Source organism: Pseudoduganella umbonata, assembly GCF_014192225.1.
GTDB classification, from domain to species: Bacteria; Pseudomonadota; Gammaproteobacteria; order Burkholderiales; family Burkholderiaceae_D; genus Rugamonas; species Rugamonas umbonata.
In genome coordinates this window covers 100,526-122,737 of record NZ_JACHXS010000010.1, presented here as the reverse complement: position 1 = coordinate 122,737, position 22,212 = coordinate 100,526, and the positions used below count along the sequence as shown (strand labels likewise).

Genomic DNA, 22,212 nt, shown 5'->3' with positions numbered 1-22,212 from the left:
ACAGTATCGCCGCGCGGCCGTTGAAGATCCTGCATGTGCTGGATCATTCGATCCCCCTGCACAGCGGCTACACCTTCCGCACCCGCTCGATCCTGCAGGAGCAGCGTGCCCTGGGTTGGGACACGCACCATATCACCAGCCCGAAACACGCAGCGGCGAACGGCGGCAATGGTGACACGCACGAAACCGTGGACGGCTTGCGCTTCTTTCGTACCGAGCCAGCCCATGGCATGCTGTCGCGCATGCCGGTGCTGAACCAGCTGGCCGTGATCGACCGCCTGGCCGCCCGGCTGCTGCAGGTGGCACTGGACGTGAAGCCGGATATCCTGCACGCCCATTCGCCGGCACTGAACGCGGTCGCCGCATTGCTCGTCGGCCGTAAATTGGGCATCCCCGTCGTGTATGAAATTCGTGCTTTCTGGGAAGATGCGGCTGTCGACCATGGAACCAGCAAGGAATGGGGCATGCGTTATCGCCTCACGCGCGCAATGGAGACATGGGCGCTGAAGCGCGTCGATGCGGCGACCACGATCTGCGAGGGCTTGCGTAACGAGATCGTTGGCCGCGGTATCCCCGCGCAAAAGGTCGAAGTGATCCCGAACGCGGTCGATATCGGCGATTTTTCGGTGAGCGGCACGCGCGACGAGGTGCTCGCGCGCGAGCTGGGCCTGGATGGAAAAACCGTGCTGGGCTTTATTGGGTCGTTCTATGCATACGAAGGCTTGAACGTGCTGCTCGATGCCGTGCCGGCAATGCTGGCGCAACGTCCCGAATTGCGCGTGCTGCTGGTCGGCGGCGGCCCGCAGGATGCTGCGCTGAGGACACAAGCCGACGTCCTCGGCATTGGGGCACAGGTGATCTTCACGGGACGGGTGCCGCACACGGAAGTGCAGCGCTACTACAACCTGGTGGACGTGCTGTGTTATCCGCGGCTGAAGATGCGGCTGACGGATCTCGTTACCCCTCTCAAACCGCTGGAAGCGATGGCGCAGGGCCGGCTGCTCGCCGCGTCGGACGTGGGTGGCCACCGCGAATTGATCGAGGATGGCCGCACCGGCGTGCTGTTCGCGGCCGGGGATGCCGCGGCGCTGGCGAAGCGCGTGCTGGCATTGCTGGCTGCGCCGGAACAGTGGCCGGCATTGAAGCAACAGGGGAGGCGCTTTGTCGAGAGTGAGCGCAACTGGGCGGCCAGCGTGGCACGTTACCGGAAGGTATATGGCAAGCTGGTGACGGGAGAGCGCAAATGACACCGCTGTCGATCGGTCTCGTCGGACCGCTGCCGCCACCCTCCGGCGGCATGGCGAACCAGACCTTGCAACTGGCCGCATTGTTGCGAAGCGAAGGGATCGAGGTCACGACCGTGCAGGTCAATGCGCCATATCAGCCGGCATGGATCGGGCGCATCAAAGGCCTGCGTGCAGTTGCACGGCTACTCCCCTATCTGGCATGTTTGTGGCGCACTGCCGGCAGCGTGCAGGTATTTCACGTGATGGCCAATTCCGGCTGGTCGTGGCATTTGTTTGCAGCGCCGGCGATCTGGATCGCCCGTCTGCGCGGCACGCCGGTCGTCGTCAATTACCGGGGTGGCGAAGCCGATGATTTCCTCGCCCGCGCACACCGGTGGATCGCCCCGAGCCTGGAGCGCGCGGATGCCGTCATCGTGCCGTCGGGTTTCCTGGAGGCCGTGTTCGGCAAGTACGGTCTCGCCACGCAGGTGGTGCCGAACATCGTCAATCTCGACCGTTTCTCATCGGCTGCCGAGGCGCAGAGCGGTGCCGGCCTGCGTCTGCTGGTTGCCCGCAACCTGGAACCGATCTACGACAACGCGTCCGCCTTGCGTGCCCTCGCCCTGGTGCGTGAACGCCATCCGGATGCCACGCTGGTCGTTGCCGGTTCCGGACCACAGCGTGAGCAACTGGAACGGCTGGCTGCGGAACTGGGCATCACGCAAGCCGTTACCTTCACCGGTCGCGTCGACAACGCGGCCATGGCAGCCCTGTACCAGAATACGGATGTGATGCTGAACCCAAGCCTGGTCGACAACATGCCCAATTCCGTGCTCGAATCGCTGGCCTGCGGCGTGCCCGTGGTCAGCACCAACGTCGGTGGCGTGCCGTATCTTGTCGAAGACGGCCGTACAGCTTTGCTGGTGCCGCCGCAAGCGCCCGAGGCGATGGCGGCCGCCGTGCTGCGCCTGGCGGCCGAGCCCGCGCTGGCAGCTTCGCTGCGCGAAGCGGGCCTGCGGCAAGTGCAGTCCTACACGTGGGCGAGTGTGCGTCCGCGCCTGCTTGCCGTCTATCAAAATGTGCGTGCCGCCCGCGCCCGCACCACCGCGTTGAGCCAGTCATGAACATGCAGAATGCGCGCTATCGGCCGGCGCCCTATACGGCGCTTGTCGCGAACCTGATCTTTCCGCTGCACGAGCGCGTCAAGCAGCACCGCAGCGTAGCGGTGCGCAAGCAACTCGAGGAATCGCAGTATTGGCCGGAAGAGCGGCTGCGTGACCTGCAGCTGCAACGCCTGCGCCGTCTGCTGGTGCGGGCCGGCTCCAAGGTGCCTTACTTCCGCGACCTGTTCGAACAGATGGGCTTCGATCCCGTGTGCGACGTACGCAGCCTGGACGACCTGGCCCGGCTGCCGTTGATGGACAAGACTGTCATCCGGACCAATGTCGACCGATTGAAGGCCATCGATGCAGTGGGGCTGGCCCGGTTCAATACCGGCGGCTCCAGCGGCGAGCCGCTGATCTTCTACATCGGCAAGGAGCGCGTCAGCCATGACGTGGCGGCCAAATGGCGTGCCACGCGCTGGTGGAACGTCGACATCGGCGATCCGGAAATCGTCGTATGGGGCTCGCCGATCGAGCTGGGTGCGCAGGACCGCGTGCGTGCGCTGCGCGACCTGCTGCTGCGTACGCACCTGCTGCCGGCATTTGAAATGTCGGCGGCCAAGCTCGACGGTTTCGTGGCACGCATCCGTGCCCACAAGCCGCGCATGCTGTTCGGTTATCCGTCGGCGCTGTCGCACATCGCGCGGCATGCCTGTGCCAAGGGACAGCGCATGGACGACCTGGGCATTCGTGTCGCCTTTGTCACTTCCGAACGGCTGTACGAGGAACAGCGCGCGCAAATCTCCAGCACCTTTGGTTGCCCGGTCGCGAACGGCTACGGTGGCCGCGACGCCGGCTTCATCGCCCACCAATGCCCGGAAGGCGGTATGCACATCACCGCCGAGGACATCATCGTCGAGATCCTCGGCGTCGACGGCAATCCGGTGCCCCGTGGGGAGGCCGGCGAGATCGTCGTCACGCATCTCGCCACTGGCGACTTTCCATTCATCCGTTACCGCACCGGCGACATTGGCGTGCTGGGTACCCAGCAGTGCGGCTGCGGGCGCGGCTTGCCGCTGCTGCAGGAGATCCAGGGCCGCAGCACCGATTTCCTCGTCGCGCAGGATGGAACCGTGATGCATGGACTTGCCCTGGTCTACATCCTGCGCGATCTGCCGCAAGTGCAAGCGTTCAAGATCATGCAGGAAAGCCTGGACCTGACGCGCGTCCACGTCGTCCTGGCCACGCCCATCGAGGCCCAGGCGTTCGACCAGCTGCAACGCCAGATCGAGCGTGGCTTCAAGTCCCGTCTCGGTGCCGGTGTCACTGTCGAAGTCCAGCACGTTACCGAGATAGCTCCAGAGAAATCGGGCAAATTCCGCTATGTGGTCAGCAAGGTCAGTGCCGGGAGCGTCGCCGCATGAGGGACTTCGTCATCACACTGCTGGTGTTCGGCTCGTTGCCGTATATCTTCAAGCGCCCGTCGCTCGGCATGGTGATGTGGATCTGGATCAGCGTGATGAATCCGCATACGCAAGGATGGGGCTTCGCGCGCGAATTTCCGTTTGCCGCCATCATCGCGGTGACGACAGTGGCCGCAATGGCCACCAACGCTCACCGCAAATACCGTTATCCGCTAACGCCCGTTACCGTTACGTTCCTGCTCTTCATCGCCTATATGTGCCTGACGGCCGCATTCGCGATCCATCCGGACCAGATCATGCCGCAATTGATCAAGGTACTGAAGATCATGGGCATGACGATCGTGGTCATGATGCTGCTGCGCAAGCGCAAGCATGTCGAATGGCTGATCTGGACCGTCGTGATCTCCATTGGTTTCTATGGCGTCAAGGGCGGCATCTTCACGCTGCGCAGCGGCGGGCAGTACCGTGTCTGGGGCCCGATCGGCACTTTCATCGACGGCAACAATGAAATCGCACTGGCGCTGGTGATGACGATCCCGCTGATGCTTTACCTGTACACGCTGGTCACGCACAAGTGGGCGAAGCGGGCGATGATCGCGTCGATGCTGCTGTGCGCGCTGGCGTCGATCGCTTCGTATTCGCGCGGCGCGGCGATCGCGATGGTGGCGATGCTGGCATTCCTGTGGCTGAAGAGCCGCAACAAGGCAATGCTTGGCACGCTGATGGTCCTATGCGTACCTGTCGCAATGGTGTTCATGCCCGAGCAGTGGCACGAACGCATCGACACGATCGACGAATACGAACAGGACATGTCTGCAATGGGCCGCATCAACGCATGGTGGATGGCCTTCCATCTGGCCAATGATCGGCCCCTGGGCGGCGGCTTCGAGATCTACGATTCCTACGTGTTCCAGCTATATGCGCCGATCCCCGAAGACGTTCATGCCGCGCACAGCATTTATTTCCAGGTACTGGGCGAACATGGCTGGGGCGGATTGGCGATTTACCTGACGCTCGGCATCCTGACATGGCTGACCGGCTCGCGCATCATCAGCCGTTCCGCCCCGTTCGCCGAACTGGCATGGGCCGGCAACCTGGCGCGCATGGTCCAGGTCAGCCTGCTGGGCTTCGCGGTCGGCGGCGCGTTCCTCAGTCTCGCCTACTTCGACGTGCCGTATTACCTGATGGCGGCCATGGCTGCGACCCGCCTGATCGTCGAGCGCGAGCGCAATGTGCTGGTACCGAAACCGCTCGTCAATCCCCTTGCGCCCGAACCCGACCCGCCGGATGAAACGGCCCCAGAAGAAGAGCTTCGTCATGAAACAGCCTGAATACGGCATGGCTGCCGCTACCGCCACGCATGCCACCCCTGCGCCGCTGCTGGAAAAAAGCCTGCTGTCGCTCCTGTCGCCCGGCGGCCGGCATGGCCTGTCGATCCTGATCTACCACCGCGTGCTTCCGCACAAGGATCCGCTGTTTCCCAGCGAGGTCGATGCCGCCGAATTTTCGGCCCAGATCGGCATGCTGAAGTCGCACTTCAACGTGTTGCCCCTGCTGGAAGCGGTGCGGCGTTCCAGGGATGGCACGCTGCCGCCGCGCGCAGCGGCGATCACATTCGACGATGGCTACGCCGACAATGCCGAGGTGGCGCTGCCGATCCTGCAGCGCCACGGGCTGCATGCCACTTTCTTCGTCGCCACCGGATTCCTGAACGGCGGACGAATGTGGAACGACAGCGTGTACGAATTGGTGCGGCGCGCGCCGGAGGGAATACTCGATGCCACGCCACTGGATCTTGGTAAGCATCCCCTGCATACGCCAGCCGAGCGCCGGCAGGCCATTCCCGCGTTGATCGGGCAACTGAAATATCTGCCGATGGCCGAACGTCAGCGCCAGGTCGACCGGCTGGTGGCGCTGGCCGGTGTGGCCTTGCCGGAAGACCTGATGATGACGACCGCCCAGGTACGCAAACTGCACGCGGCCGGCATGGGCATCGGCGCGCACACGGTCAACCATCCGATCCTGGCGCGCCTGGCCGACCATGAGGCGCGCGAGGAAATTGCGCAGGGCAAGCTGGCGCTGGAAGACATGATCGGTGCCAGCGTTTCGCTGTTCGCCTACCCGAACGGCAAGCCCGGCGAGGACTACGAAGCGCGCCACGTCGCGATGGCACGCGAACTGCGTTTCGAGGGTGCCGTGTCGACGTCATGGGGCGCCAGCCGCGGTCGGCCGGACCTGTTCCAGCTACCCCGCTTCACGCCATGGGACAGGAGCCGGTTGCGCTTCGTCCTGCGCATGGCACGCAACCTGACCACGAGCGCACAGCTGGCGTAACAAGGAACACCCTAGCATGTCATTGAAGAAGGACGTCCTGCACGGACTCAAATGGGTCGCCGGCGCCAAGTTCGCCAGCCAGATTATCAGCTGGGTTATCACGATCATCGTGATGCGCATGCTGGTACCGGCCGACTACGGCCTGATGGCAATGGCTTCCGTGTTCCTCGCGTGGTGCGCGATGTTCGTCGAGATGGGCCTGGCGCCCGCGCTGGTGCAGGCCAAGGAAGTGTCCACCCAAAAGCTGCGCCAGGCTTACGGCCTGTTCATGCTCGTCAATTTCGTCGTGGTCGTTCTATTGGTGGCGTGCGCGCCGCTCGCAGAGCATTTCTTCTCCGAGCCGAACCTGGCCAACCTGATCCGGCTGATGTCGCTGCAATTCGTACTGGCGCCGTTCGGCCTGGTATCCGAAGTGCTGCTGCAGCGCGGCCTGAATTTCCGTGCCCGCTCGCTGCTGGACCTGTCGCAATCGGTGCTTACCGCCTTCGTCACGCTCGCGCTGGCGTGGTGGGGCATGGGCGTGTGGTCGCTGGCATTGGGCATCATCGTCGCGGCACTCTACCGCACGGTTGCGGTTGTTATCGTCGCTCCGTTCCCGCACCTGCCGCTGTTCTCGTGGCAGGGCATGCGGTCACTGCTCGCGTTCGGCGGCAAGGTGTCGGCCTCGCGCTTCCTGTGGTTCTTCTTCACGCAGGCCGATACGGTGATCATCGGCCGCACGCTGGGCGGCGAGATCCTGGGGGTGTATTCGGTTGCGCTGCACCTGGCCAGCCTGCCGGTGCAACGGGTGTCCGGCATCCTGAACCAGGTCGCGTTTCCCGCACTGGCGCGCTACCAGAACGATCGCGCCGCGATCGGTCGCCAGTTGCTGAAGGCGTTCGAACTGGTATCGCTGGTCGCGTTTCCGATCCTGTGGGGCATGGCGGCAACCGCCAGCGACATCGTGCTGGTCTTTCTCGGCAAACATTGGGAAGAGGCGATCCTGCCGCTGCAGGTGCTGGCGCTGATCATGCCGTTCCGTACCGTGGTGCAGTTCCTGCCGGCAGTCACCGATGCGGTCGGCCGGCCCGGCATCGCGCTGCAGAACGGTATCGTCGCCTGTACGGTGATGCCGCTCGCCTTCTATGCCGGCACGCACTGGGGCATCTTCGGCGTCGCCATGGCCTGGGCACTGGTATATCCCGTCGTCCTGCTGATCAACATGCATCGCATGCTGGGCGTGATCGGCCTGACGATGGGCGAAGTGGCGATGCGCATGCTGCCGGCAATGCTGTCCGGCGCCGCCATGTGCGGCGCCGTCACAGCGATCCACGGCATGCTGGACCAGGTAGCGGACCGCCGCATCGCGCTGGCAATCCAGGTCGCAGCAGGGGCTGCCGGCTACGTGGCGGCGAGCTGCCTGCTCAATCGTACCGCCGTCGTCGAAGTCTGGGGCATGCTGCGGCGGAAGCGGCAGGTGGCGTGATGGGAACCTGCCGGGTTCGCATCCTGCCGAAGGAATTCGCGTTCGATGCGGAAGAAGGCGAAACCCTGCTGCGTGCCGCGGAACGCGCCGGCATCAAGCTGCCCAGCTCATGCCGCAACGGCACGTGCCGTACCTGCCTGTGCGGCAGCGACGGCGGTCCGGTGCGCTACCTCGTCGAATGGCCCGGCCTGTCGTTCGACGAGCGGCAGGCGCACGATGTGCTGCCGTGCGTGGCGGTGGCGGAAGGCGACATCACGCTGATCGCCCCGGCCGCGCGCAGGTTGCCGCAGCCCCAGCCCCAGCCCCAGCCCCAGCCCCAGCCCTAGTCCTGGTCCTGGTCCTGGTCCTGGTCCTGGCATCCCGCATCAGGGATTCGCTGGATGATTCGATCAGAATCGTCCCGATGCTGGCTTGAAATGGCTGGAAAGCCCGATTTCCCCGCTGCGCCGCCGGCATGATGCGTTGACGTCAGCCCGCGCTGCCACCATTGCGCAGCCGGGCCAGCAGTGCCTCGGTCTGCTCGTTCAGCGGCTGGCCATTGCGCCGCAGCAGTTGCACGTGCAGCACCAGGTTTTCCAGCACCAGCTTGGCGGAGACGGCCAGCAGCGTCATCTCGCGATCCGCTTCGCTGAACGACTCCATCTTGCCAGCCATCTCGCAAAGATGGCTGGCAACGATGCCCCGCAAATCCTTTTCGTCGAAGGGGAGGTCGGCGAAATCGATCGGGTCTTCGTGCTCCACTTCCTGCATCAGGGTTTCCAGTTCCTGCTGGGTAATCGACATTGGCAGCTCCCGTGTTGCATTCCGTCCGTCAGTGATTCATTGTAGGCCAACACGTCCGGCAACCGCGCTAGAATCGCTGCACCCGGAGGCGATTCCCATGGCGCTCATCATCTTCACACAACAACTGGCGCGCTTCATGCCAGTGCCGCAGCTGGTCACGCACGCGGCGACGTTACGAACGGCACTCGATGAACTGGCCGCCGCCGATCCGCGCCTGGGCGGCTACGTACTGGACGACCAGGGCCGGCTGCGCGCCAACGTGGTCGCCTTCATCGACGGCCAGCGCTGCCGCGACCGTGCCTTGCTGGATGACCCGCTCCGGCCCGATTCCACCATCCACATCCTGCAGGCACTTTCCGGAGGTTGACATGACGGCGCAAGCATTCATCGCTACCCGCAAGGGACTGTTTGAACTGATGAAGGAGGAGGGCGCATGGCGATTGTCCGCGCCGCACTTCCCTGGCGATCCGGTATCGATCGTCTTGCACGACGGGCGTGACGGCGCCACCTATGCAGCGCTGAACCTGGGCCACTTCGGCGCCAAGCTGCACCGGCGCGACGCCGGCGGCACGGAGTGGACGGAGGTCGCCGTGCCCGTGTATCCGCCGAAGCCGGACGGCAGCGACGACAAGACCGACTGGACCTTGAAGCAGATCTGGTCACTGGAAGCGGGCGGCCCGGACCAGCCCGGGGTATTGTGGGCCGGCACCTTGCCCGGTGGCCTGTTCCGCTCTGCCGACCGCGGCAACAGCTGGCAACTGGTCGAATCGTTGTGGAACGTTCCCGGCCGGTCGGGATGGTTCGGCGGTGGCTATGACACGCCGGGCATCCACAGCATCTGCGTCGATCCGCGCGACAGCAATAGCGTGCTGGTCGGCGTTTCGTGCGGCGGCGCGTGGGTGACGAACGATGGCGGCAACACGTGGGCACTGCGCACCCAGGGCATGGCGGCACGCTATATGCCGCCAGAACTGGTCCACGACGGCGCGGCGCAGGATCCGCACCGCATCGTCCGCTGCGCCGGCATGCCGGACGTCCTGTGGTGCCAGCACCACAGCGGCATCTGGCGCTCGATCGACAATGGCATGCATTGGGAAGAGGTGGCGGCACCGGCGTCGTCGTTCGGGTTCGCCGTCGCAGCGCATCCGGCCGATGGGGGCACCGCATGGTTCGTCCCCGCCATCGCCGACCAGCAGCGGGTGCCCGTTGGCGCAGCGCTGGCCGTCAACCGCACGCGCGACGGTGGTGCCACGTTCGACACGCAGCGCGATGGCCTGCCGCAACGCGATTGCTACGATCTCGTCTACCGGCATGGGCTGGCGGTGGCAAGCGATGGCGCCACCTTGCTGATGGGGTCAACGACCGGCGGCCTGTGGATTTCCGGCGATGCGGGCAGCACCTGGCAAACGGTATCGGCCCACCTGCCGCCCGTCTATGCGACGCGGTTCGCCGCTCACACGCCCCAATAGCACAGGAACATGTCGACGGCCGTCTCGACGACGGCGGCCTCCTGTGCCTCACCCAGCCCGGGCTGGCCCATCGCCACCTGGGGCCAGAACGCAAACGTCTTCAGCTGTCCCTGCAGCACATTGGCCATGAAGGCCGGATCGCCCGCTTTCAGCTTGCCGTCCGCCTGGGCGGCGCGCAACAGCGCGGCGGCGCCTTCTTCCTTTTCCGCCAGTTTCGCCACCATGCTGCGTGCCCGCTCGGGCGTATGGATCGCTTCGGCAATCGCTACGCGGGCCAGGTCGAGGAAATACGGATCGCGCAGCAGGGCCACCTTCTGGCGCAGCAACTCCAGCAGTTGCGTTCGCAGTGGCCGATCGGCGCCATACAACGCCGGGCTGGCGGCGACGCTGCAATCCCACAATTCTTCGAGGATCTGGGCGAACAGGTCGTCCTTGCTGGGGAAGTGATTGTAGACGGTACGTTTCGATACGCCGGCCGTCGCGGCGATACGGTCCATCGACGTGGCATCGAAGCCATGGGCACGGAATTCGGCAATCGCCGCCTGCACGATGGCGGCACGCTTGCGGTCGGTAAGGCGGGAAGTCGTCATGCCAATATTCTACACCGGGTAGTTTACTTTTCCGATGCCGGGCGCTACACTTTGAACTACACTGTGTAGTGTAGTTTTTAGCCGACAGGAGTTCTCATGCACCCGACCACCGCCCATGTCTCGCCGCAAATCCAGAACGGCCGCTTTCGCAACCCGGCGCGAATGCAGCGCGGCGGCTTCGGCAAGATGCTCGGCATCATGTGGCGCGCGCTGTTCAATAAACCTGCGGGCACCGTGCCGGCAGCACCCATTCCCGTAGAGGCGATGACGCGAGGTGCCATCGACGCGGCACCGGACAACACCGTGTGGCGGCTCGGGCACTCGACCGTGCTGCTCAAGCTGGAAGGCGGGCTGTGGCTGACCGATCCCGTCTTCGCGCGCCGTGCTTCGCCGTTCAGCTGGCTGGGTCCAGCCCGCTTTCATGCGCCGCCCCTGGCCCTGGAAGAATTGCCGGAACTCGAAGGCGTGATCCTGTCGCACGACCACTACGATCACCTCGACCGGGCCGCCGTGCTGGCGCTGGCGGCAAGGGCGCGGCACTTCATCACGCCACTGGGCGTTGGCGACCTGCTGGTCAATTGGGGCGTGCCCGCTGCCAAGGTACGGCAACTGGACTGGTGGCGTTCCATCAAACTGGGCAAAGTCGAGCTGACGTGCACGCCGGCGCAGCACTTCTCGGGGCGCGGACTGTCGGATGGCAACAGCACGTTGTGGTGCTCGTGGGTCATCGCCGGCGCCACCCACCGGGTGTTCTTCAGCGGCGACTCCGGCTATTTCCGCGGTTTCAAGGCGATCGGCGACCGTTACGGCCCATTCGACCTGACGATGATCGAAACCGGCGCCTACGACGTGGAATGGCCAGACGTCCACATGCAGCCGGAACAAACACTGCAAGCCCACATCGATTTGCGCGGCAAGGTACTGCTGCCCATCCACAATGGCACGTTCGACCTGGCTTTCCACGTCTGGCAAGAGCCACTGGAACGCATTGCCGCGCTGGCCGAACGGCATGAGCAGCGATTGGCCACGCCCGTCATCGGCGCGCCCCTGTCGCTGGCGGCACCCCACGCGCCGTCGCGGTGGTGGCGTAGGGAGCGGGAAAACGCCGCCGTGCAATAAAGCACCAGGAAAGCACCAGGGCTGCGGGTTTTCTCATCGGGATCACGATCACGTATAGTGGCGCCGGCGACCCGCTGCGCTGCCAGCGCGGCGCCGCGATACCGATCGACAGCAAGGAACTCCCATGGCGCACACCCCCAGCACCGAACAGGCAGACATTCTCAATTCCCGGGCCAACGTGGTGCACATCGATGCCGTGGCCGGCTCCGGCAAGACCACGACGATGGCCATGGTCGCCCGCGACGCGTGCGCGCGTGGCCTGGCACCCGCCGCGATCGCCTGCCTGGCTTTCTCGGCCGGCGCCAGGAAGCGTTTCGTGCAAAAGCTCGCGGAAGAGGGCGCGCCGTCGGGGATCATCGTGAGCACCGTCGCTGACTATGCACTGCGCCACCTGGGCAAGCTCAAGGCTGTGGGCATGCTGGACTTGCCGCCCCGGATCACCGGGCGCGAAATGCGCGAGCGGATCGTGCAGGCGGCCGAACAGGTCTGGGAGCGCTACGAGCGCGCGGGTATCGCCACGGATTTCGACTTCGGCATCGAGCACAGCACCGACCGCATCGACCACCTGCTGCAAGTGCTGCGGCAGCTGAAAGCAGCGTTGAAGACGCACCAGTTCGCGGAGGAAGACTTCCGTTCCGTCGGCTTGCACGAGATGAGCGAGGCGCATGACTTGCCGGTGCAACTGATCGAAATCTGCGCCGAATATGAACGCTTGCGCGAACCGTCACCCGGCGAGTTCGCCTGGCAGGCGGACGACGATTTCGTTCCCGATCTCGTGCGGTTGCTGGCAATGTATCCAGCCGCGCTGGATCACCTGTGGCACGCGGCACTGTACCTGGTCGACGAATGGCACGACGTGAATGCCGCCGAGTTTCAGCTGATCACGCTGCTGAAACGGCGTGGCAGGCTGGTCGTGGTGGGCGACCGCGACCAGGTCATCGACGAGGCGCGCGGTGCAGAGCTGCGGTTTTCCACCGATACGTTCCTTGCCGCTTATCCGGACGCGGTGCGCTTCCCGCTGCGCCGGTCGCGGCGTTTCGGCCCATCCGTTTCGCGCGCGGTATCGCGGCTCACGTCCCGGCAGGTGGAATCGATCGAAGGCCTTCATACGGTGCAGCACAAGCTGCGCTACGCCCCGCTCGTCGCCGGCAGTTGCGCCGCGGCGGTGGTCGCCCACGTGAAGAAAGTGCACGAGGCCGAGCAGAGCGTGCAGCTGTCCGACATCGCCGTGATCACGCGCGACGACGACCAGAGCATCGACATCGAAAACGCCCTGATCGATGCCCGCATTCCCTACCGCTGCGAAGAGGTCGTGTCCTACCTGCTGCGTCCGGAGATCCTGTTCATGCGCGCACTGCTGCATATTGTCAGCGGCCGTTATGAAACGCTCGAGAAGGACGCCGCGACGGTGCAGTCGATGGTGACCGCGCTGGCGGCATTCGTGTCGATGCCCGCCGATCCGCAGCAGTTCGAGAACGACTACATGAAAACAAGCCGGGCGCCCCGCAAGACACCGCTGGAAGAAGCGATAGTATCGGTGCAGGGAGCGCCATCCGCACTGCGCTGGTTCTTCGAGGGGATCGTGACCGTGCAGCGGGAGACGGACAGCCAGCTTACCCGGAACTGGAAAGCCAGGTTCGCAGTCTGCATCGAGGAGCTGACCGCGAACAGTGCCAGCCTGCCTACCGCCGCATCGGTATTGCAGGCGGTGCAGCGGATGGTGGACCTGCCGGCAGCTGTCGGCAGGGCGATGCCGCGGCGCAGCGAGGCCGATACGGCGGTCCGGTCGATCCGCAGTTTCACGCAGTTTGCCGAGGCATGCGGCACCATGTCCATCGCGGACTTCCTGGCCGAACTGCACGCCCGGCAGCGCAGGCTGTCGGCACGCACGGATGCCCAGCGCCATCGCGCCCAGCTCGTGCTGACGACGGTCAGGGCTGCCAAAGGGCAGGAATGGGATCACGTCATCCTGCCCTACCTGCAGCGTGGCGAATTTCCCCGCACGCCCAACCTGGCGGAGGAGAAGCGCTTCCTGTATGTGGCAATGACGCGCGCCCGCGCCAGCCTTGCCCTTGCGGAACCTGACGACAGTCATCGCGAGCTGTGGAGCTCCCTGTTGCACGGCGTTGCCGCGCGCACCGGCGGCAGTGATTCTGCGGGCTAAGGCCTTCGGTCGCCACAAGGGAAGAGCGTGCCACCCCGGATGTGCACGCGCCAGTGAGGGTTCTCCAACGGTCGGGCTTGCGCCGCGCTGAAGGTCGAGGCTCCTGTCAGTTCTTCCGGCGCCGCGGTGTTGCGCGGTCGGGTTCGTCCGGCGCGGCGACGCCATTGGCTGCATACCCGCCGTGTTGTATCAGGTCGGAAAAGGTTCGGCGGCGGATTTCGTCGCGCAGAAGTTCGGCCACTACCTGCGATTTCAGCAGGCCCATTTCGTCCGCTTCTTCGGCCAGGTCGCGAGGAAGGTTGATTTCGATTGTCGTCATGGGCGGGAACTCTCGGGGTCAGGCCAGGATCAGCCGGTTGATGTAAGGGTCGAAAGCGGTATTGCCGGCGTAGGGTTCCGGTTCATACACATACGCATAGCTGCGAAACAGCGAATACTGGATCTGCAGCATCAGGCGCGGTCTGCCCACGGGCGGGGAGCCCTTGTGCACACCGGCGGTATCCACGGCGAAACCGAAGCCCCGCTCGCCGACGGCCATGATCAGGCGCTCTTCGCCGTATTCGCGGCTGATTTCACCATCGGACTGGATCTTCAGCCGCACCGGCGCACGTGTCCTGTGCGTGCCGCGGACATACACGTGCGGGCCGTCGTCCGGCCCAACGTCCGTCAGGTAGACGATCACCTTGAAATAACGCCAGTCTTCGGAATCGCGGTGGAACGTCTGCAGGTCCGAACGCATCCCCGATGCGGGGAATGACCAGCGTACGCCCAGTTGCGAAATCGTCGGCTTGCAGCCGATATAACGCTCGGCCAGTTCAAGCAGCCGGCTGTCGTTGGCCAGTGCGAGGATGTGCGGACACCGCACGATGTCGTGCAGGCTGTACTCGGCCAGCCGCGCCGCCGGCGGCACCTGCGCCAGCATGAAGGTGGACGTGTCGTCTTGCCGGTCCGTCAGGATCTTGTCGGCGAAGTACCCATGGATGTCGTCGCACTGGCCTGTGGTGAGCACGTTGCCCAGTGCGGCATAGCCTTCGGCGTGCAGCCGGTCCAGCAACTGCAGGCGTGCAGGTATTGCCACGCGCGCCGAGATGCCGTGGCGCACCCGAACCCAGTTGCGAAACATGCGAACGCACATTCCGCGCAGGGGAGGGGAGACGATGATGCGTTGAAGGTAGTACAGAAAGCTGTTGGAGGGCTTGAAGCCGTGTCCCGGCGTCAGTCTTGCATATCTCATATCGGTCTCCACCGAGGCCAGGGAATGAGATACGAAGTTAGCGCAGGGGAAGATTACGGCTTTGATACTCAGCAGTCGCCGCGACACAAGCGACAGATTGCAGGGTGAGTCATTTGACGCAAATCAGTATGGCCACCACGCTGGCTATCTACGCGTGATGGCCGAGGGTCATGCGATGCCTCTACATATTGCGGCGATACTGGCCACCCGTCTCGAACAATGCATTGGTGATCTGGCCCAGCGAGCAGACGCGCACCGCGTCCATCAACTTCGCGAACACGTTCTGGTTGTCGATCGCCGCCTGCTGCAACGCCGCCAGCACGGCCGGCGCGGCATCGGCATGACGGGCCTGGAAGTCTGCCAGCCGGTGCAACTGCGACTGCTTTTCGTCGTCGGTCGAGCGGGCCAGTTCGATCGTCTGCGGCGCGCCCACACCCTTCGGATTGCGGAACGTGTTGACGCCGATGATCGGCAGCGAACCATCATGCTTCCTGTGCTCGTACAGCAGCGATTCTTCCTGGATCTTGCCGCGCTGGTAACCGGTTTCCATCGCCCCCAGCACGCCGCCCCTTTCCGCGATGCGTTCGAACTCCTCCAGCACGGCTTCCTCCACGAGGTCGGTCAGTTCGTCGATGATGAAAGCGCCCTGGTTCGGGTTTTCGTTCTTCGCCAGGCCCCATTCGCGGTTGATGATCAACTGGATCGCCAGCGCGCGGCGTACCGATTCGTCGGTGGGGGTGGTGATCGCTTCGTCGTAGGCGTTGGTGTGCAGCGAATTGCAGTTGTCGTAGACCGCAATCAGCGCCTGCAGCGTGGTGCGAATGTCGTTGAAGTCGATCTCCTGCGCGTGCAGCGAGCGGCCGGATGTCTGGATGTGGTACTTCAGCTTCTGGCTGCGTTCGTTCGCGCCATACTTGTCGCGCATCGTCACGGCCCAGATGCGCCGAGCCACGCGGCCGAGCACCGTATATTCCGGGTCCATGCCATTCGAGAAGAAGAACGACAGGTTCGGCGCGAAGTCGTCGATGTGCATGCCGCGCGCGAGGTAGGCTTCGACAAAAGTGAAGCCGTTCGACAGCGTGAACGCCAGCTGCGAGATCGGATTCGCCCCGGCCTCGGCGATGTGGTAGCCGGAGATCGACACCGAGTAGAAATTGCGTACGCCATGGTGGACGAAGTATTCCTGGATGTCGCCCATCACCTTCAGCGAAAACTCGGTACTGAAGATGCAGGTGTTCTGGCCCTGGTCTTCCTTCAGGATATCGGCCTGCACCGTGCCGCGCACGTTCTGCAGCACCCAGGCGCGGATCTTTCCTGCCTCGTCGTCGGTGGGCTGTCGGCCGTTCTGTGCCACGAATTTATCCAGTTGCTGGTCGATCGCCGTGTTCATGAACATTGCCAGGATCGTCGGTGCCGGGCCGTTGATCGTCATCGATACCGATGTCGATGGATTGCACAGGTCGAAGCCGTCGTACAGCACCTTCATGTCGTCCAGCGTGGCGATCGATACGCCCGAGTTGCCGACCTTGCCATAGATGTCCGGCCGCGGCGCCGGATCGGCGCCATACAGGGTCACGGAATCGAAAGCGGTCGACAGGCGCTTCGCGTCGAGCCCTTCCGAGACGAGCTTGAAGCGGCGATTGGTGCGGAACGCATCGCCTTCGCCGGCAAACATCCGGGTCGGATCCTCGCCTTCGCGCTTGAACGCGAACACGCCGGCGGTGTACGGGAACGAGCCGGGCACGTTTTCCAGCATCAGCCAGCGCAGCTGTTCGCCATGGTCTTCGAACTTCGGCAGCGCCACCTTGCGGATCCTGGTGCCGGACAGTGTGTGCTGCACGAGACCGGTGCGGACTTCCTTGTCGCGGATCTTCACCACATACTCGTCGCCCGCGTAGGCGGCCTGCATGTCCGGCCACATGGCCAGCAGTTTTTTCGCCCCGGCATCCAGCGCATGTTCGCGCTCGCCGATGACGTCATCGAAATCGGCGCTCTTGCCGGCCGCCGACAGCATCCGTTTGGCTTCGCTCAGTTGCTGGCGTTCACGTGCCAGCACCGATTGCCGGCGCACGTGCTTGTGATAGCCGCGCACGGTGTCGGCGATCTCGGCCAGGTAGCGCGCCCGCGCCGGCGGCACGATCACGTTCTTGCCTGAGGAGAAGCGTACATCCACGCGGGGCAGCAGGCCCGGCTGCGTGCGCAAGCCGAACTGCGCCAGCTTGGGCAGCAGTTCCTGGTACAGCGCGGTTACGCCATCGTCGTTGAAGCGCGATGCCTGCGTGCCGAACACCGGCATCTCGTCCGGCCGGCTGCTCCACAGCTCGCGGTTGCGCTGGTACTGCTTCGCCACGTCGCGCAGCGCGTCCTGCGCACCCTTGCGGTCGAATTTATTGATTGCGATGACGTCGGCGAAGTCGAGCATGTCGATTTTCTCGAGCTGCGAGGCGGCACCGAATTCCGGCGTCATCACATACATCGACAGGTCCACGTGCGGCACGATCGCGGCATCGCCCTGGCCGATGCCGGAGGTTTCGACGATCACCAGGTCGAACCCTGCCACCTTGCAGGCTGCGATCACATCCGGCAGGGCCTGCGAAATTTCCGAGCCCGCCTCGCGCGTGGCCAGCGAACGCATGAACACGCGCCGGCGCGGTTCGCCGTCCGTGTGCCACGGATTGATCGCATTCATCCGGATACGGTCGCCCAGCAGTGCGCCGCCCGACTTGCGGCGCGACGGATCGATCGAGATCACGGCGATGTGCAGCGCATCGCCCTGGTCGAGGCGGATGCGGCGGATCAGTTCATCGGTCAGCGACGATTTGCCCGCTCCGCCGGTGCCGGTGATGCCGAGCGTCGGCACGTGCAGGTCCGCGGCCGCGTCCAGCAATTGCCGCCTCAACGCGGCATCGACCCTGCCGTTTTCCAGTGCCGTGATCAGCTGCGCCAGCGGGCGATGGCGCTCTTCGATATTCCCCGCGCACAGCGGGGCGAGCGACGTCGGCGAGTACTGCGACAAGTCGACGTCGCACTGCTGCACCATCCAGTCGATCATCCCGGCCAGGCCCATGCGCTGGCCGTCTTCCGGGCTGAAAATGCGCGTCACGCCATAGGCATGCAGCTCGGCGATCTCGGCCGGCACGATCACGCCGCCACCGCCGCCGAACACCTTGATGTGCGCGCCGCCGCGCTGGCGCAGCAGGTCGATGACGTACTTGAAATATTCGACATGGCCGCCCTGGTAGCTGGAGATGGCGATGCCCTGCACGTCCTCGGCCAGCGCCGCCGTCACCACCTCGTCGACCGAGCGGTTGTGCCCCAGGTGCACGACTTCCACGCCGTGCGACTGCAGGATGCGGCGCATGATGTTGATCGACGCATCGTGACCGTCGAACAGCGAGGCGGCGGTGACGAAACGTACCTTGTTGACCGGCCGCGGCGGTTGCGCATCGGCGGCCAGGGTCTTGGCGGAAGTCAGATCGTTCATGGATGTCCCTGAAAATTCTGGCGGATCGCGATGATCCGATTATATGACGCTTACGTAAACGTAAGATATCGCCGTTTCATTGCCGTAAACCGGGGTCAGACCCCAGTTCCTGGAAATATTTCCTGAAAACGGGGTCTGACCCCGGTTTCGGGAAACTTCAGGCGGCGTGCTGGTGCGAGCCGCCGAACGCGGCCAGCAGCCTGGCCTGCTCGGCGTGATACGCCTCGACAGCCTTTTCCTTCACGTGCCCAAAGCCGCGGATTTTTTCCGGCAGGGCGGCCAGCGCCACCGCGGTGTCATAGTTTTCCGGCGTCAGGCGCGCCAGCACGTCGGCGATCACCTGCCGGTACTGGCCGATCAGCGCCCGTTCCATCCTGCGTTCCGCCGTGCGGCCGAATACGTCGAGCGGGCCGCCGCGCAAGCCTTTCATGCGCGCCAGCACCTGGAACGCCTTCCACGTCCAGGAGCCGTATTCGGCCTTCACCAGCCGGCCCTGCGCATCCTTCTTGGCGAAGACCGACGGCGCGAGGTTGAATTTCAGCGTGAAATCGCCTTCGAACTGGCTCTTCAGCTGTTCGACGAAGCGGCCATCCGTGTACAGCCGTGCCACCTCGTACTCATCCTTGTAAGCCATCAGCTTGGCCAGCGCCTTCGCCACCGCGATCGACAGCCGCGTCGACGGCATGCCCAGCGCGGCTTCGCGGTCGCGCACCTGCTCGACGAACTGCCGATACAGCCCGGCATACGCGGCATCCTGGTAGCCGGTCAGGAACTCGACGCGCTTGCGCAGGATGCTGTCCAGGCTCTGCGGCATCTGCACCACCACCGTCTGGGCGGGAATGGCGATCCGCTCGACGCGCTTCACGTCCACCGCCGCGCGCCGGCCCCACAGGAAGCTTTTCTTGTTCGATTCGACGGCCACGCCGTTCATCTCGATCGCGCGCAGCAGTGCCGCTTCGGTCAGCGGAATGCGGCCGCGCTGCCAGGCATAGCCCAGCATGAACAGGTTGGCGGCGATCGAGTCGCCCATCAGCCCCGTCGCCAGTTTTGTCGCGTCGACGAAATCGGCGGCACCGGGGCCGCCCACCGATTCCTCGATCAGCGCGCGCACGTCCGCCACCGGGTATTCCCAGTCGGCGTCCTGCGCGAACGTGCCGGGCGGCTGTTCGTGCAGGTTGACGACGGCCAGCGTGCGGCCCGGCCGCATCTTCGATACCGCATCCGCCGCGCCCGTGGTCAGCATGTCGCAGCCCAGCACCAGGTCGGCCTCGCCGGTGGCAATGCGCTGCGCGCGCAGCTGCTCCGGGGCCTGCACGATTTTCACGTGCGACGTGACGGAGCCGTTCTTCTGCGACATGCCCGTCATGTCCAGTACCGAAGCGCCCTTGCCTTCGAGGTGCGCGGCCATGCCCATCAACGCGCCGACGGTAATCACGCCGGTACCGCCGATACCGTTGATGAGGATGTTGTACGGCTGCTCGCACGCCGGGATCACCGGCGGCGGCAGCGTGCCCCAGTCTTCCGTATGTGTCTTGTCGGCCTTGGATTTTTTCAGCGTGCCGCCTTCCACGGTCACGAAGCTGGGGCAGAAGCCCTTGACGCACGAGTAATCCTTGTTGCAGCTGGATTGGTCGATCGTGCGCTTGCGCCCGAACTCGGTTTCTTTCGGCAGGATCGACACGCAGTTCGACTGGATGCCGCAATCGCCGCAGCCTTCGCAGACCGCTTCGTTGATCACCATGCGCTTGCCCGGATCGGCGAGTTCGTTCTTCTTCCTGCGGCGGCGCTTCTCGGCCGCGCAGGTCTGGTCGTAGATCAGCACCGTGCAGCCGGCGATGTCGCGCAGTTCGCGCTGCACCGCATCCATCTCCTTGCGGTCATGCAGTGTCACGAAGGCCGGCAGGTTCGAACGGTCCGCATAGCGCGACAGGTCTTCCGTCACCAGCGCGATGCGCCGCACGCCCTCGGCCGCCATCTGCTGCGCGATCATCGGCACGGAGACCGTGCCGTCGACCGGCTGGCCGCCCGTCATCGCTACGGCATCGTTGTACAGGATCTTGTAGGTGATGTTCACCTTGGCGGCTACGGCGGCGCGGATGGCCAGGTAGCCGGAGTGAAAGTAGGTGCCGTCGCCCAGGTTCTGGAACACGTGCGGCACGGTGGAAAACGCCGCCTGGCCGATCCACGGCGTGCCTTCGCCGCCCATGTGCGTGGTCAGCTTGTTCATGTCCGGGTAGATCGACGTGGCCATCACGTGGCAGCCGATGCCGGCCAGCGCGAAACTGCCTTCCGGTACCTTGGTCGACGTATTGTGTGGGCAGCCGGAACAGTAGAACGCCGGCCGGAAAGGCGTGCTGATCGCCTTCTGCAGCACCGCATCCTTGGCGTCCAGGAAGGCCAGCCGCGCCTTGATCTGGTCGCAGATGTGCGCATCGGTCACATAGCGCTTGATGCGGGAGGCGATCACGCGGGCCACTTGCGAGACCGAGAAATCGGCCTTCGGCGGCAGCAGCCATTCGCCGCGCGGCGCCACCCATTCGCCCTTGTCGTCGAACTTGCCGATCACGCGGGGGCGCACGTCGTCACGCCAGTTGTACAACTGTTCCTTCAGCTGGTATTCGACGAACTGGCGCTTTTCCTCCACCACCAGGATTTCGTCGAGCCCCTGGGCGAATTCGCGCACCGAATCCGGTTCCAGCGGCCACGGCATCGCTACCTTGAACAGCCGCAGGCCGACCCTGGCGGCCATCGCTTCGTCGATGCCCAGTTCTTCCAGCGCCTCGAGCACATCCAGGTACGACTTGCCGGAAGCGATGATGCCCAGCTTCGCATCGGGATTGTCGATCGTCGTGTGGTTCAGCCTGTTTTCACGCGCATAGGCCAGTGCCGCATAGATCTTGTAATCCTGCATCAGCGCTTCCTGGTTGCGCGCCTGCCGGCCCAGCGGCACGTTGGACAGCCGCGCATTCAGGCCGCCCTCCGGCATGTGGAAATCCTGCGGCAGCCTGACCTGCACGCGGAACGGATCGGCATCCACCGAGGACGATGACTCCACCGTGTCGGCCAGCGCCTTGAACGCTACCGCGCAACCGGAAAAGCGCGACATGGCCCAGCCATGCACGCCGAGATCGAGGTATTCCTGCACATTGCACGGGTACAGCACCGGAATCATGCAGGCCGAGAAGATATGGTCGGACTGGTGCGGCAGCGTCGACGAATAGGCGCCGTGATCGTCGCCGGCCACCAGCAGTACGCCACCGTGCCGAGCCGTGCCGGCGTGGTTCATGTGCTTGAAGACGTCGCCGCAGCGGTCCACGCCCGGACCCTTGCCGTACCACATCGCGAACACGCCATCGTATCTGGCTGGCCCGATCAGGTCGACCTGCTGCGAGCCCCAGACAGCCGTGGCGGCAAGGTCCTCGTTCACGCCGGGCACGAACTGGATGTGATGTGCGTCGAGGTGTTTCTGCGTTTTCCACAATGTCTCGTCGAGGCCGCCCAGCGGGGAGCCCCGGTAGCCGGAGATGAAGCCCGCCGTGTTCAGGCCTGCGGCAGCGTCGCGTATTTGCTGCATCAGGGGAAGGCGCACGAGAGCCTGTATGCCCGACAGGAAGATCTTGCCGGAAGTGGCGGTGTACTTGTCGTCCAGGCTGACGTCATTCAGGGGCACTGGCTGTGGGCCGTTCGCACCGGGAAGGGGGGCGGCGGCGCCCATTGCCGAGGTATCGGGCATGGCTTGTCTCCAAAATCTTGTTTCGGTTGCGCCTGCGCCATCGCACTTCGGGTAGAAGCATTCCGGTCCAGGCCACTGTCGGAT

The 22,212-nt window shown here is 64.5% G+C and carries 17 protein-coding genes; 11 read left to right on the top strand and 6 right to left on the bottom strand.

Going from position 1 to position 22,212, the window contains the following annotated elements:
• The first annotated feature begins 20 nt into the window (after positions 1-20).
• Genes FHS02_RS23035 through FHS02_RS23005 form a run of 7 tightly spaced genes read left to right on the top strand, consistent with a single transcriptional unit; the run spans position 21 to position 7,878 of the window.
• Positions 21-1,247, top strand: coding sequence for a TIGR04063 family PEP-CTERM/XrtA system glycosyltransferase (locus FHS02_RS23035; protein WP_137317604.1), 1,227 nt, complete (start codon positions 21-23; stop codon positions 1,245-1,247).
• Positions 1,244-2,350: a glycosyltransferase family 4 protein gene (locus FHS02_RS23030; protein WP_137315605.1), complete on the top strand. Its 1,107-nt coding sequence runs from the start codon at positions 1,244-1,246 to the stop codon at positions 2,348-2,350. The genes FHS02_RS23035 and FHS02_RS23030 overlap by 4 nt, the downstream gene beginning before the upstream one ends.
• Positions 2,347-3,753 carry a phenylacetate--CoA ligase family protein gene (locus FHS02_RS23025; protein ID WP_229422301.1) on the top strand — a complete coding sequence of 469 codons (1,407 nt, stop codon included), beginning with the start codon at positions 2,347-2,349 and terminating at the stop codon, positions 3,751-3,753. The genes FHS02_RS23030 and FHS02_RS23025 overlap by 4 nt, the downstream gene beginning before the upstream one ends.
• Positions 3,750-5,084 (top strand): putative O-glycosylation ligase, exosortase A system-associated, encoded by a 1,335-nt coding sequence (locus FHS02_RS23020; RefSeq protein WP_137315606.1) that lies wholly within the window; start codon positions 3,750-3,752, stop codon positions 5,082-5,084. The genes FHS02_RS23025 and FHS02_RS23020 overlap by 4 nt, the downstream gene beginning before the upstream one ends.
• Complete coding sequence (locus FHS02_RS23015; protein ID WP_229422302.1) at positions 5,071-6,087, top strand: polysaccharide deacetylase family protein; 1,017 nt, start codon at positions 5,071-5,073, stop codon at positions 6,085-6,087. The genes FHS02_RS23020 and FHS02_RS23015 overlap by 14 nt, the downstream gene beginning before the upstream one ends.
• Before the next feature lie 16 nt (positions 6,088-6,103).
• Positions 6,104-7,552 carry a lipopolysaccharide biosynthesis protein gene (locus tag FHS02_RS23010; RefSeq protein ID WP_137315607.1) on the top strand — a complete coding sequence of 483 codons (1,449 nt, stop codon included), beginning with the start codon at positions 6,104-6,106 and terminating at the stop codon, positions 7,550-7,552.
• Positions 7,552-7,878, top strand: a complete 327-nt coding sequence (locus tag FHS02_RS23005; protein WP_137315608.1) for a 2Fe-2S iron-sulfur cluster-binding protein — start codon at positions 7,552-7,554, stop codon at positions 7,876-7,878. Before FHS02_RS23010 ends, FHS02_RS23005 begins: the two co-directional genes overlap by 1 nt.
• A gap of 142 nt (positions 7,879-8,020) precedes the next feature.
• Here the strand turns inward: FHS02_RS23005 and FHS02_RS23000 are convergent, their stop codons facing one another.
• Positions 8,021-8,335 (bottom strand): hypothetical protein, encoded by a 315-nt coding sequence (locus tag FHS02_RS23000; protein WP_137315609.1) that lies wholly within the window; start codon positions 8,333-8,335, stop codon positions 8,021-8,023.
• A gap of 97 nt (positions 8,336-8,432) precedes the next feature.
• Here FHS02_RS23000 and FHS02_RS22995 point away from each other — a divergent pair, with 97 nt between their 5' ends.
• Both FHS02_RS22995 and FHS02_RS22990 read left to right on the top strand, forming a co-directional pair.
• Complete coding sequence (locus FHS02_RS22995; RefSeq protein ID WP_137315610.1) at positions 8,433-8,702, top strand: MoaD/ThiS family protein; 270 nt, start codon at positions 8,433-8,435, stop codon at positions 8,700-8,702.
• A gap of 1 nt (position 8,703) precedes the next feature.
• Positions 8,704-9,804, top strand: coding sequence for a WD40/YVTN/BNR-like repeat-containing protein (locus FHS02_RS22990; RefSeq protein WP_137315611.1), 1,101 nt, complete (start codon positions 8,704-8,706; stop codon positions 9,802-9,804).
• Here FHS02_RS22990 and FHS02_RS22985 read toward each other — a convergent pair.
• Positions 9,789-10,394, bottom strand: coding sequence for a TetR/AcrR family transcriptional regulator (locus FHS02_RS22985; protein WP_137315612.1), 606 nt, complete (start codon positions 10,392-10,394; stop codon positions 9,789-9,791). The two genes, FHS02_RS22990 and FHS02_RS22985, sit on opposite strands and share 16 nt — an antisense overlap.
• 96 nt (positions 10,395-10,490) lie before the next feature.
• Between FHS02_RS22985 and FHS02_RS22980 the strand changes: the two genes are divergently transcribed.
• Both FHS02_RS22980 and FHS02_RS22975 read left to right on the top strand, forming a co-directional pair.
• On the top strand, positions 10,491-11,513 hold the full coding sequence (locus FHS02_RS22980) for an MBL fold metallo-hydrolase (protein WP_137315613.1): 1,023 nt from the start codon (positions 10,491-10,493) through the stop codon (positions 11,511-11,513).
• Positions 11,514-11,637: 124 nt separating this feature from the next.
• On the top strand, positions 11,638-13,677 hold the full coding sequence (locus FHS02_RS22975; RefSeq protein WP_137315614.1) for a 3'-5' exonuclease: 2,040 nt from the start codon (positions 11,638-11,640) through the stop codon (positions 13,675-13,677).
• 106 nt (positions 13,678-13,783) lie between these two features.
• On the opposite strand, the gene FHS02_RS22970 is transcribed toward FHS02_RS22975, so the two are convergent.
• From FHS02_RS22970 to FHS02_RS22955, 4 genes are all read right to left on the bottom strand, one after another.
• On the bottom strand, positions 13,784-13,996 hold the full coding sequence (locus FHS02_RS22970; protein ID WP_137315615.1) for a hypothetical protein: 213 nt from the start codon (positions 13,994-13,996) through the stop codon (positions 13,784-13,786).
• Between the two features lie 18 nt (positions 13,997-14,014).
• Positions 14,015-14,800 carry a phytanoyl-CoA dioxygenase family protein gene (locus FHS02_RS22965; protein ID WP_221403931.1) on the bottom strand — a complete coding sequence of 262 codons (786 nt, stop codon included), beginning with the start codon at positions 14,798-14,800 and terminating at the stop codon, positions 14,015-14,017.
• A gap of 292 nt (positions 14,801-15,092) precedes the next feature.
• A complete protein-coding gene (gene icmF, locus FHS02_RS22960; protein ID WP_137315617.1) occupies positions 15,093-18,395 on the bottom strand; it encodes a fused isobutyryl-CoA mutase/GTPase IcmF in 3,303 nt (1,100 codons plus the stop codon).
• 157 nt (positions 18,396-18,552) lie between these two features.
• The gene (locus tag FHS02_RS22955) at positions 18,553-22,128 is read right to left on the bottom strand and encodes an indolepyruvate ferredoxin oxidoreductase family protein (RefSeq protein ID WP_137315618.1); all 3,576 of its coding nucleotides are present in this window, start codon (positions 22,126-22,128) and stop codon (positions 18,553-18,555) included.
• Positions 22,129-22,212 lie beyond the last annotated feature (84 nt).